Raw genomic sequence first — 12,487 nt, forward strand, 5'->3', positions numbered from 1 at the left:
GTGTTAGATTGGTCACAATCAATCTAACACTTTGCTCTTTATGCATGATATAAATCATTTAATAGCTCAATTTTTTTACCTATGGCTTCTTCAAACGTCATGATATAAGCCGCCGGATCTTTTGGATTATGGAACTGTGTAATCTTCCCTGTCTCAGGGTGAACAAATTTAGAAGATGCTCCGCAGCCAATACCTAAAATCGTCTGCACTTCCTCCATAATGACAATATTATAAATGCTTTCTTCGCCTGCTTTACTATAGCCTACATTTTCTAAATTACCTAAAATATTTTTTTGACGGTATAGATAATAGGGAACATAATCATTTTCCTTCGTCCATACTTGTGCCATCTGCATCATTTCTGCTACCGTATCGCGATCAGCTACTTTATATTTATCTTTATTACGCGTCATTTCTGAAGCACGCTTAAAGGATAGCGTGTGCACAGTTAACGACTCTGGTTGCATTTTTGCGGATTCCTCTAACGAATGTTGGAACTCCTCTGTCCCTTCATTGGGCAAGCCAATAATTAAATCCATATTAATATTATTCATACCGGATTCACGTGCTAACCAAAACTTATCAACCGTTTCTTGTACCGTATGATGGCGTCCGATTGCCTTCAGTGTTTCATCTGTATAAGACTGTGGATTAACACTAATTCGATCAATGCCCCATTTTTTTAAAACAGCTAATTTTTCTGGTGTAATCGTATCCGGACGACCAGCTTCAACTGTTACCTCTCGAATCGTTTCAGGATGTGGGAAAGCGTCATACATCGTTTGATATAATGCGTCCATTTCATGTGCTTCGATTGAAGTTGGTGTACCCCCGCCCCAATAAATAGAAGTTATGGTCATATTATTTTCTGTCAGCCATTTACCCATTTCACGTAATTCAATGTGTAGTCCATCTAAAAACGTGGTTACACGCCCCTGCTTACGATTACTACCAATCGCATAGGCTGGGAAAGTACAATAAGCGCATTTGGTTGGGCAGAACGGAATGCCAATATAAACGCTAATCTCTTTCCCGATATGATCTAAGTCAGGAATTGTGACTAACTGTCGTTCAACAATGTTTTTCAACAATGCTACCTTTTCCTCTGACAATCGAAAATCACGAATTAACACTTCCGCAATTGCTGCGTCATCCATACCAGCCTTACGGAATTTATGATAGAGCTTTGTCGGACGGACACCTGTTAAAATACCCCATTGTTGATGCATCCCCGTATGTTGCTCGAGCACATCTAAAAATACATGCGATAATGCACGTTTCATACGTATATTTTGCTCACGTCCAACAGCTTCTGTCGCATATTCAATATGGTAATCATTTGTATAGCGTTTACCATCAACCTCTAATACCGCGCTTGTATAGACAGTAAAATTAGCATCAACGCGGTAACTGAATGCAACGGACATCTCGGCTTCTTGTGCATTTGTACTTAACTTCGAATCCTCAAAAAATAAATTCGCAATATGATTTAACACGCGAATCCAATCTTCAGGATACTTTTGATCTATTTGAATAATTTTCATCGTATTCGCTCTCTTCTTTCAATATTCCAATGTACTTTGTTCAATAAATGGATTGCCTCAATAGTTTAACAAATTTTATTAATGATAAGCAAAACTGCCATAATGACAGAATATTCCGTCTAATGATAGACATATTAAGTACTATTACTTATAATTTTAAAAAAAGGTGGTGTTGATAGTGGTTCTAGTTAAAGACAAGTATTCTCCTGTTTCTAGCTTCATTGAGCAATTAGAAGTGGCTTTCCATCATTTTGATTTACAACGCTGTGATGAAAAAACTCTGTATGTGACGATATTACTGAAATATCGTGGGCAAAAAGTTCTTTGTGATTTGATTTATCTTATCAATCAACAAGAAATGTACGGTGCTATCTCTATCAACGAGCATTATAAACACGCCCGAAACTTTATTCAACAACATTTTCGCCATATCCTTCTCTATTCGGATGAATTACGTTTAGCTAAAAACTTTATGCATACATTTCATTTCAAGCAAGCTTTACAGCAATTCGCCAAAAAGTACCCAAAGTATATAACAAATAAACAACTCATATAGGACAAGTAAGAAAGCACGAAAAATCCTACCTAAAAACATCCCAAGACTCAATATGTATGGTCAATAAAAAGACTGAAGACAATGTCAAATTTCTTTGACCTAATCTTCAGTCTTGAGAGCTATCAGTAATTTTGACACTGCTCTCTAGTGTGTTATTCCTTTATCATTTCACTCACTCCTGTAATATCAATACCGTTTAATGCTTGTGTAGCCAATCTGTCCGCTTCAGTATTTTCTTTTCTTGAAATAAGTTGATAGTCTGCTTGCAGACCAAGCTCGCTTAGTTTTGCATCAATTTTATCTGCCCAGCCTGACAAATCCTTTTCCATAGCTGGCCACTCGCCAGTTAGCTGATTAATAACTACTTGCGAATCGCCTACAATCTGTATCGGTAAATGGTGAGCATTTAATAATTCAAGCTCTACTAAACCTAAATATAGCGCGGCATATTCTGCCTCATTATTTGATTTAAGTTCCGAAGAAAATGCATTTTTTCTTAATCTATAAGGCTTACCATTTTGCTCATAATAAATAGCACACCCAAGACCAGATTGTCTCGTTGCACGGTCAAAGCCCCCATCAAAATAAACAGTAATGTTATGAGGTTCTGTTTCAACTTCCTTTAAATATGCCTTAAGCTCCTTAATAGACCAGTTCGTATCCTGACGGTCAATAAATTGTAGTGATTTGACACGTCCAGTACGTTCCATATCCTCTGCCAACAATAAAGCTTGTGCTGCCGGCATTTCTTCTGACCTTAATACTGTTCCCGCACCCTTTGGTGTCTTGTAAGCCCATTCAATTAAAACATGCATGACATTCCCTCCATAATATATAACCTACGATTAGCTAAAGTGAAAACGTGTCCCGAATAGCCGAGACACGTTTTCCTACTTACTTTGTTATATGTGCAAATAACCGTTTATTTATTCGTCGCAACACGTAACAGACTATCGACAACTATTTTTTCTGACTTACTTACATGCCTTCATACAACGACTGTATCGGTTTTACTAAAATGCGATTTACTTCTTCGATTACACCACTAAGCTTCATCTCTGCCTCCAGCATCGCTACAATTTTCTCATTTTGTTGCGCAAGCTGAGCAGTTTTTTGTGCATAAATCAGTTCATCTTCTTGTAAATCCTCACCAGCCATTTGTTTTTTCTGTAAATCCACCTGAATTTTGCGGAAGTTTTGGAATAACTTTATCGCATCTTCATCTGCTTTCACGACAGCTACTGCCGCTTCCAATGCTTTAAACTCCTCTGTTTTACGGAAAGTAGCCTCCAAAGCATTAATTTCATTATAAATATTAACCATTTTTATTTCCCCTTTCTAAATCAAGTAGACAATTAAACCTTGCACAATACCAATTAAACCACCAAGAACTGCACCTAGCACTGTAATCATTTTAAATTCACGTTTAGAAATACCAAGTACAAGCTCTTCTAGTTTCGATACTGGGAACGAATCCACTTGTTCACGAACTACTTCTTGTAAATTTAAACGTTTTAGTACATCTTCTAATTTATCTTCCGCTCTAACAAATGCTTTATCAATTACTTGAGGTATTACCGTTTCCCTCATCCAAGAACTACCTGTTGGCCAATAATAGGAAATAGGATGCTGTAAGCGTTCTGCTACTGCTAATTGTTCTTTTACATAGCTTTGTAAATTTGCCAATATCGGTTCAAAGTCAATATCCCCTAAATAATCCATAGCTGGTCGATCCTTTAACTTCTCCCACTCTTGCGTAAAAATATTTGTCAGAAGCGATGTTGTACCTGGGGCTTGTAAAAACTTTACAAGCTCGCGTTGTACTTTGCCGACAAGTGAGGAGGAATCCCCTAAAAACATATTAATCATACCGCCAAGTGACCCTTTTGACGATAAAAAGTCATCAATCATTGCTTTTATCGTCATCTCGCCTGCGGGTGATAAAAAATACTCCTCACCCTTCTCTAAAATATGTCCCACTGCTAATGGAATTTTAGCATCAATCGTATTTTGGATGTCCTCCGATAACAGTGTACGAATTGATCTCGTAGATAATGTATTCTTTACTGATTCAAATTGTCCCGCTACAATTCGTTCTACCTTTTGTTCAATAGTAGCAGGCATATTGGAGAAGCCAGCTAAATCTAACCAGTCCTGAATTGTTTTATCGTTCGTGAAAAATGTCTCTTCCACTTTTACTTGTGCAAATTGTTCAACTTTATCTTGAATATCTTTAGAGAAAAATTTCTTTCTAAACGTCTCAGGTGTTAATAAATAATTTACAACTGTAAGACCAAGTTGTTTCGCTAGTTCATCACGTCTCTTTGGAATAAGACCCGGTGTAAATGGTACGCGCCAATTTTTAATATAGATCGCTTCGTGCGGTCGAAAAAGCATTTTAATCGCTAGATGATTTGTTATACCACCGATTGCGGCGCCGATAATTGCCATAAATAATAATGTCACTAAAAAATTGTCCATTAGCATCCTCTCATTTCAATCGTATTCACATTTGGCGTAATTTGTCGCCTATTGCACTCATTATAGCAGAGCAATGAAATCCAACGAAAGAAATACCCTCCATTTTATTACGACAAAGCATAATTGTTCCTATCAAAACATCATCCGATATTGTTTAGTTGCAATATTACCACTATCCTTGAATAATATTAAATACATATCATTAGAAATGGGGTTTGTATATGATTCAGCATTTTAGCTTTAAACCTTTATTTGAAAATACACAGCTTCCTGGATGGGCCATTTCCTTTTTCTATCAACGTGAACGTTACGCGGCAGAATATTTAAAGGATGGCGTCATCCAATGGATTGGTCCTATTCCTCCACATGAAGAAGATGTTAAAAAAATGATTCATGAGTTAATGCTCTTCCATATTTATGACTAAAAAAACCAATATATTTTTGCCTTTGTCTAATTAAAAACGCCTAATTTTTACTATTAAAAACACTGCTATTATACGAAAAGTGTCTGTTTATATTGATATTCCTGTATTTTTCTTATACATTTAATAAATGAATTTAATTCTAAATGTTTTATATGCAGGGGGCTATTTCAATGAGTAAAGTCGCACTTTCTGATGACTTAAACAACTATAATACAAAAGCATTAATTCGCGCTAAAGTAAAAGAACTTTTTTCCGAATTTTCCGCAAAAATTTTCGAGTTAGTCGATGAGTCTAGTTCAATCGATAGTAAAAAATTCGAAGCACTATCTGGATACAGTAGTAATTTTTACAATGAGTATTGCAGCCAACTAAAAGCTATTTTTGAATCTCCAAGTGCTATAGGAAAACGTTCCATTAAACATTTATACTTATCTTACAATGGGAAACAGTATATCCTAACACAACAAGGACTAACAGAAAAGGCTCCTATCACCATCTCCACACACTTAGACACGATTCCTTTAAAAGAAACTGTTCACGATGTGGAAAAAGCTTGTCTAAAGTTGCGCTTCCAACAGTAAATAATTATTGCCTTTTTAGAAATACATATTATAAAAGTGTCCGTACATGTGCTTCTCGTTCGCGCAAAAAAGGTTGCCTCATATGAGACAACCTTTTTTTGTTGCATATTAAAATAATTCATTTAAAAAAATCCGCAAGTAAAGCTCTCTTGAGATTTTTGACGTGTCGTTTTATATGAGATGCAAATGCTTCTTTCTCTAAACAAACTATCCTTGCTCCATTTAAAGTTAGCATAATGCCAATTGTTTTTCAATCATTTGTCATCTGAAAGTATCCGTTTTCTTTATTCGCAAATTCATCTTAAAATAGTATAAAAAAGTCGTTGTCAATATTTGTGTTTTAGTTACAAATAACTTATGATTAAAACATCCAACAATTTTTTAAATCATAGGAGGTGTACACTTTGTTTACTTCCCTCATTTGGGCGGGGACAAAGGAATTATTTGGACGGAGACATATTGGAAATAACCATTAGGTTGGCGGCATTCGCCCTACTAATTATAATGACAGGATTTTTCGTTGCAACTGAATTTGCAATCGTAAAAGTAAGAACTACCCGCATCGATCAATTACTCGCAGAAGGACATAAAAAAGCGAAAAATGCAAAACGTGTTGTATCGGATTTAGACGAGTACTTATCTGCATGTCAGTTAGGTATTACCATTACAGCACTTGGACTTGGCTGGCTAGGTGAACCTACATTTGAAATCATTTTACATCCAGTGTTCGAGTTTCTAAATCTGAGCGGTAGCATAACATCTATCCTTTCATTTATACTTGCATTCTCAATCGTCACGTTTATGCATGTAGTTATTGGGGAATTGGCGCCAAAAACTTTAGCCATCCAAAAAGCAGAATTTGTAACATTAAACTTTTCTGGTGCATTAATTTTATTCCACAACATTACTTATCCAATCATTAAATTATTGAATGGCTCTGCACGTGGTTTAACAGGTCTATTCGGTCTTAAAATGATGTCAGAATCAGAAGTTGCACATACTGAAGAAGAATTGCGCATGATTTTGTCAGATAGTTTAAAAGGTGGAGAAATTAATAACGCAGAATATGAATATGTTAACAGTATCTTCGAGTTCTCAGATCGTCTTGCAAAAGAAATCATGGTGCCACGTACTGAAATCGTCGGTATTGAGAAAGAACTTACGATTAAAGAAGTATTTGATTTAATGGGTGTGGAGCAATATACTCGTTATCCAATTATCGACGGGGATAAAGACCATATTATTGGTTTAGTCAATATGAAGCACTTATTAACTGCTTATATTAAAGACCCTGCAAATGGCGATAAATTAGTAATTGACTATATGCAACCGATTATTCGCGTGATGGAAACTACGCAAATTAACGAATTGTTACTCAAGATTCAACGTGAACGTATTCATATGGCTATTTTAATGGATGAGTATGGTGGTACATCAGGTCTTGTAACCATTGAAGATATTATCGAGGAAATTGTCGGGGATATTCAAGATGAGTTTGATGAAGATGAAATTCCAGAAGTGCAGGAAATTGCAGAAAATCATTTTATTTTAGATGCAAAAATGCTACTAGAAAACGTCAATGATATGCTAGGTACTGACATAGAAGATGATGATATCGATACGATTGGTGGTTGGTTCATGACAAAGCGTTTTGATGCAATCGAAGGTGATAGCATTGAAGAGCAAGGTTATGAATTTACAGCAAAAGAATTAGATGGTCACCACATATTATACTTAGAAGTTCTGAAATTACCTGAACTTGATTTAACAAATGAAATCGAAGAATCGAAAGACGATAAATAAAAATGCAAAACGACTCCCTTTCATATAAGGGGGTCGTTTTATAATGCCCGAAAGTTTTGCGAGGAGGAAACAAAATGGAGCTCTATACAAATTTACGTCAAGGGGAAAAAGGAGCTTGGCTATCAATTGCCACTTACTTAATACTGAGCTCAGTAAAACTAACAATTGGCTATATCGGAACATCAGAAGCTTTAAAAGCAGATGGATTAAACAATACAACGGATATCATCGCATCCATTGCTGTTTTAATCGGCTTACGCATTGCTCAAAGACCTCCAGATTCAAATCACCAATATGGTCATTTACGAGCTGAAACTGTTGCGTCACTCGTTGCCTCATTTATTATGCTAATCGTCGGCTTACAAGTTTTAATTGCTTCTTTACAAGGACTATGGGAGCCATCTGGCACAACACCATCTTTGTTAACAGCATTTGTTGCAATCGGAAGTGCAGCCGTCATGTATGTTGTCTATCGTTATAATTTAGCGCTGGCAAAAAAAATACGAAGTGCGGCTGTAAAAGCTGCTGCCTATGATAATCGCTCGGATGCGCTGGTCAGTATCGGCACAGCCATCGGGATATTCGGAGCAATTTTTGGCTTTCCGATTATTGATACATTAACAGCCCTTGTTGTCGCTTTTCTAATAATTAAAACTGCTGTAGAAATATTTTGGGAAGCAGTTCAAAGTCTTACAGATGCCTTCGATATTGATGAAGTCGAGACATTATCGGTATTAATTCGCAATGTTAGTGGTGTTATTGAGCTTTTAGATTTCAAAGGGCGTGCGCATGGGAATATGTACTTTATCGATGTAACAGTGACTGTCAATCCTTATTTAAATGTCTTTGAAAGTCATCGTATTACAGAGGAAATAGAACATACCATTATGCGCGAAAATCGCTTTTGTCAGGTGCTTGTGCATATTGAACCACATATCGAAGAACTACCTCCAACAAGCAAAAGCCAGTCACCTACCACTTGATGGTAGGTGCTGGCTTTTTTACATTATGACACCCGCGTTTTAACTAACAGTATTGTATTTACTTGATTGCAATATAAATATCCACCTGTGCCTCATTAGTTTGGGCACATCGTTCATCATACAATTCGAAGTCCCCACTATACGTTCGTTCTACTTCCGTAGTATTGGCAAACCAAGACCAAATATCTTGCCAAGCTTGGATTACAATATCCGGCATTAGCCCTTTTTCTGAAGTGAACACTAAATATTTTGATGCTGGGATTGTTTTAATGACCATTCCTGTTGGAACTTCTTCGTCAGCCGATACCTCCACTCCAAGTGTGAGTGTATATTCTCCGTTCACATCTGTTTCGTAATCTGAATACAGCCCATACATGACGGCATTGTTTTTTAGACTTGGTAATTGACCTGCAATATCTTGCTGGTAATAAGTGGTCCATAATTGCGGTATTTTCGCTTGTGCCGTGATTTCGTTCGCATTATTCGTTTTTGCTGAAATCCCAGCGATATGAAAGCTTTGTTTTTCTTTCATCACAGGTTGTTTGCCAGTATCTGCTCTCCATCTTTTTAAACGTGGTAAAAAGGAAGCTAACATTTGTCGTGCTTCTTCTTCTGCCATCCCTTCTTCCTTTAAATGAGGTACACATATGTCAATCATTTCATGGATCGTTACATTCGGCTGTTTAAACGCTCCTAATTCGTAACAATATGTGCAATAGTCCCGACAAACTTGCCCTTCTTTTTCTGTTCCAAATAATTTTTCATGCACTAATGGCATCCCACAGCTTTGGCAATAACTTTGCATAGTTTACGTCCACCCTTCGTTTAATTTGTTATTACTATAACAAAGCAAACTTGACATCTGTATGTCATCTATTGAAAGGACAAAAATGATTTTACCTATTATTTGCTGTATATATTTCGACGATTTCTTGTGCCCGTTTTTGCACGATATCAACTAAGTAAGGTGGGTCAAGAAGCTTTATTCGATTACCAAAGCTTAACAAAAAGCCATAGAGCCATTCATCTTCCGGCAATGCAACTTGCACGATGGACCTCTCATAATCTATCTGTTCCACACCAAATGTTTCCTCCATTAATGTTAAAATCTGTGCATCAAATGACAGTGTGAGCTCTACTAAATTTTCTGGTTGTTGCCATGCTTTATCCCAAGGAAGATCAGATAAATGTACTTCCTTTCGTTCAAAACTGCGTTGCTCCTCTTTAATTTGCTTCATTCTTGATATTTTGAATAAGCGAAAACCGTTTCTTAATGTGCAATAGCCGTAGATATACCACATTTTGCCCTTTTGCACTAAAGTGTGCGGCTCTATTATTCGATTGGTCATCGTACCATGAGTAGTCGAATAATAGAAGCTTACACAATGCTCGCCCTCGATTGCTTTTTTCAATAATGTGATTTGTTCTTTTAATAGTACATTTTGTCCCCATGGACTAAGATCAATAAAAAAATGATCAATGGATTGTTTTACTTGCTCATCTGCTACACCAGTTAATTTTTCTAAAACAGCTTTGGCGTGGGCATCCTCATAGGAGGTTAAAGCACTTTTAAGGGCAATTGAAAGAGAGGTTAGCTCTTCTTTTGTTAATACTTGTTTATCCATTCGATAGCCATCCATTAAACTTATTCCGCCATTAACCCCTTGTTGGCTTAAGATTGGAACCCCCGCACAGCTCAGGGTTTCGACATCCCGATAAATAGTTCGAACAGATACGTCAAATAACTCGGCTAATTCCTGTGCTTTTACTTTTTTACGATTAATTAAAATCATTGTCATTGTGAGTAAACGATCTACTTTCATTTCTTCAATCCCTCAACTTTGTACATTTTTTTAAATCACACACTACTTTTCCACAACAAAGTAATTTTCAATTACTTATATCCTATTATTTTTAAGTATTTTTTAAGTACCTTTTGAGTTTTCTTTAAGTCAAATGTACTATAATAACGGCTATTACATAATACAAGCATTAAAAAGGTTTTATAAAATAAGAAAAAAAACAAACTTTAACCCTTCAATCAAATTTCTAGTTTAACTATTATATTTTTATTTTTTCAAAATAGTTTAATTATAAACGCTTATACAATTATTTCAATTCTCTTAACAGTACATAAAAAACTTCTATCCTCTATATAAGGGGAGACCTTTTCAAAAACAATGAACTAGAGTTTAATGGTTTTCAATTTAATTGTATAAAGGAGATTTTGATGTGATTCGAGCCGTTTTAATAGACAAAGAACCTCTAGCTTTACACTATTTTCAAAATAAGCTACAAAACTTTCAACAAATAGAGGTTACTAAAACCTTCACTAGTGTAAAGCTATTTTTAAATAGCCTTCCATCACTGGACTTTGAAGTCATATTTTTAGAAATAAAGCTTGATGAACTGAATGGGCTTGAAGTTGCTGATATTATCAAAAGCAATCGACCACATGTAATTGTTATCTTTATTACTTCGTATTCAGATTTTGCCATACAAGCATATGAAATTGGAGGACTTGATTATTTACTTAAACCGATTAGCCTAGCACGATTAGAAAAAACCGTATCACGTATTGAACATGAATTTTCTATGCAACAGTTGGTACATCAAACTTCTAATACTACGTTAAACGTCCAATGTTTTAATCAATTCGCTACCTATAGCAACAATAGTCTCGTTTCCTTCAAAACAGAAAAAACAAAGGAATTATTTGCTTATTTCATATTACATCCAAACATGCCCATTCATCGGGATGTTCTCATTGAAATTCTTTGGCCAAATTTAGATTATGTTCGCGCAAAATCGAATTTGCATACAGCCTTATCCTATTTAAGAAAAACGTTAAATAATTTGGGTTATTCCAATTGTATTATATTTTCAAATAAGTATTATGTTTTTGAAAAACCGAATATTATGTGTGATTTATATGACTTCCAAGATTATTTTAGTGATTTCAAGAAGTTAGATTGCCCCCCTCTGTCATTAATCAATCAATGCCTTACCATCTACAAAGATGGGCTACTCATTTTTGATGATTATGAATGGGCTACTGCAGACAGAGATAAGCTAACTAAATCCTACATAGAGTTATTGGAAAAAGGCTTTCAAATTAGCATAATGAACGAAACCGAAGTGGCCATAGATTATCTGAATCGCTTATTAGAGTTCGACCCTTATAATGATTATAAAATCGAACAATACTTACAACTGTTGATTGATGCAGGAATGCAAAAACAGGCTCACTCTGTTTTTTTAACCTACGAACAAAAATTAAATGAAGACTTGGCCCTTACACCTAGTACTACATTGCAAGAAATGTCGAACAAATTATTTAGTCATAATCAATAAACTTATATGAACGACATGGTGACTCTTTGCAAAATGCACATAGCAAAAAGTGTTAGATTGATTAACGGCAATCTAACACTTTTTCGCTTTTGTCCCATTTCTGGTTATTCTACTGACCACTGCCCTCTGTCAATCCATGCTTTACTGCATAAAGCGCAGCCTGCGTCCGATCTTGTACTTGTAGTTTTGTAAAAATATTTGAAATATGTGTTTTCACTGTTTTTTCCGTAACGAATAAAGATGATGCAATTTCTCGATTGCTTTTTCCCTTCGTCAGTTCAGCAAGTACATCTTGCTCACGCGGGGTTAGTGGATTTAAGACATGTAGTGCATTTTCTGATTGTTGTCGATCCATTTCAAGCGTCGATGTTGCTTCAGGGTGCAAAGTATGTTCCCCTTGCATAATGCGACGAATTGATAATACTAATTCATCGGGCTCAATATCCTTTAGCTGATAGCCTGCTGCTCCAGCTTCCATAGCTGGTACAACATGATCACGGTCAGAAAAACTCGTCAACATTAAAATTTCGATTTGTGGAAACTTAGCTTTTATACGTTTCGTTGCTTGAATACCATCCATTTCTGGCATTACTAAATCCATTAAGATAATATCCGGCTGTATACTTTCAGCAAGTGCGACCGCTTCCACACCATTTTTCGCTTCCCCTACCACTTCAATATCTTTCTGTGTCTTTAAAAAAAATAATAATCCTCGTCGGACTACATGATGGTCATCTGCAATTAGTACACGAATCATTTT

The 12,487-nt window shown here is 35.9% G+C and carries 13 protein-coding genes; 6 read left to right on the top strand and 7 right to left on the bottom strand.

Annotated elements, in window-relative coordinates; all coding sequences use genetic code 11:
- Positions 1-38: 38 nt before the first annotated feature.
- Positions 39-1,544: a coproporphyrinogen III oxidase gene (locus MHH88_RS18675; protein ID WP_339259961.1), complete on the bottom strand. Its 1,506-nt coding sequence runs from the start codon at positions 1,542-1,544 to the stop codon at positions 39-41.
- 178 nt (positions 1,545-1,722) lie between these two features.
- Here MHH88_RS18675 and MHH88_RS18680 point away from each other — a divergent pair, with 178 nt between their 5' ends.
- Positions 1,723-2,100 carry a hypothetical protein gene (locus tag MHH88_RS18680; protein ID WP_339259963.1) on the top strand — a complete coding sequence of 126 codons (378 nt, stop codon included), beginning with the start codon at positions 1,723-1,725 and terminating at the stop codon, positions 2,098-2,100.
- Between the two features lie 152 nt (positions 2,101-2,252).
- On the opposite strand, the gene MHH88_RS18685 is transcribed toward MHH88_RS18680, so the two are convergent.
- From MHH88_RS18685 to MHH88_RS18695, 3 genes are all read right to left on the bottom strand, one after another.
- Positions 2,253-2,915, bottom strand: coding sequence for a ribonuclease H family protein (locus MHH88_RS18685; protein WP_339259965.1), 663 nt, complete (start codon positions 2,913-2,915; stop codon positions 2,253-2,255).
- Positions 2,916-3,078: 163 nt separating this feature from the next.
- Positions 3,079-3,423, bottom strand: coding sequence for a YlbF family regulator (locus MHH88_RS18690; protein WP_024362319.1), 345 nt, complete (start codon positions 3,421-3,423; stop codon positions 3,079-3,081).
- Between the two features lie 15 nt (positions 3,424-3,438).
- Positions 3,439-4,581, bottom strand: a complete 1,143-nt coding sequence (locus MHH88_RS18695) for a DUF445 family protein (RefSeq protein WP_339259968.1) — start codon at positions 4,579-4,581, stop codon at positions 3,439-3,441.
- A gap of 221 nt (positions 4,582-4,802) precedes the next feature.
- On the opposite strand from MHH88_RS18695, the gene MHH88_RS18700 reads away from it, so the two are divergent.
- The 4 genes from MHH88_RS18700 (at position 4,803) to MHH88_RS18715 (ending at position 8,373) form a co-directional block, all read left to right on the top strand.
- Positions 4,803-5,006, top strand: coding sequence for a YheE family protein (locus tag MHH88_RS18700; RefSeq protein WP_024362321.1), 204 nt, complete (start codon positions 4,803-4,805; stop codon positions 5,004-5,006).
- Between the two features lie 170 nt (positions 5,007-5,176).
- Positions 5,177-5,587 carry a hypothetical protein gene (locus tag MHH88_RS18705; protein ID WP_339259971.1) on the top strand — a complete coding sequence of 137 codons (411 nt, stop codon included), beginning with the start codon at positions 5,177-5,179 and terminating at the stop codon, positions 5,585-5,587.
- A gap of 477 nt (positions 5,588-6,064) precedes the next feature.
- Positions 6,065-7,390 (top strand): hemolysin family protein, encoded by a 1,326-nt coding sequence (locus MHH88_RS18710; protein WP_176723253.1) that lies wholly within the window; start codon positions 6,065-6,067, stop codon positions 7,388-7,390.
- Positions 7,391-7,464: 74 nt separating this feature from the next.
- Positions 7,465-8,373 carry a cation diffusion facilitator family transporter gene (locus MHH88_RS18715; RefSeq protein WP_339259973.1) on the top strand — a complete coding sequence of 303 codons (909 nt, stop codon included), beginning with the start codon at positions 7,465-7,467 and terminating at the stop codon, positions 8,371-8,373.
- 58 nt (positions 8,374-8,431) lie between these two features.
- On the opposite strand, the gene MHH88_RS18720 is transcribed toward MHH88_RS18715, so the two are convergent.
- Both MHH88_RS18720 and MHH88_RS18725 read right to left on the bottom strand, forming a co-directional pair.
- Positions 8,432-9,178, bottom strand: coding sequence for an effector binding domain-containing protein (locus tag MHH88_RS18720; RefSeq protein ID WP_339259975.1), 747 nt, complete (start codon positions 9,176-9,178; stop codon positions 8,432-8,434).
- A 91-nt stretch (positions 9,179-9,269) separates the two neighbouring features.
- Entirely contained in the window at positions 9,270-10,196 is a 927-nt protein-coding gene (locus tag MHH88_RS18725) for a YafY family protein (RefSeq protein ID WP_339259977.1), read from the bottom strand.
- Positions 10,197-10,605: 409 nt separating this feature from the next.
- On the opposite strand from MHH88_RS18725, the gene MHH88_RS18730 reads away from it, so the two are divergent.
- The gene (locus MHH88_RS18730) at positions 10,606-11,727 is read left to right on the top strand and encodes a response regulator (RefSeq protein WP_069514730.1); all 1,122 of its coding nucleotides are present in this window, start codon (positions 10,606-10,608) and stop codon (positions 11,725-11,727) included.
- 109 nt (positions 11,728-11,836) lie between these two features.
- On the opposite strand, the gene MHH88_RS18735 is transcribed toward MHH88_RS18730, so the two are convergent.
- On the bottom strand, positions 11,837-12,484 hold the full coding sequence (locus MHH88_RS18735; protein ID WP_024362328.1) for a response regulator transcription factor: 648 nt from the start codon (positions 12,482-12,484) through the stop codon (positions 11,837-11,839).
- Between the last annotated feature and the right edge of the window lie 3 nt (positions 12,485-12,487).

The sequence above is a fragment of the Lysinibacillus sp. FSL K6-3209 genome (genome assembly GCF_037976175.1).
Lineage (GTDB): Bacteria > Bacillota > Bacilli > Bacillales_A > Planococcaceae > Lysinibacillus > Lysinibacillus sphaericus_D.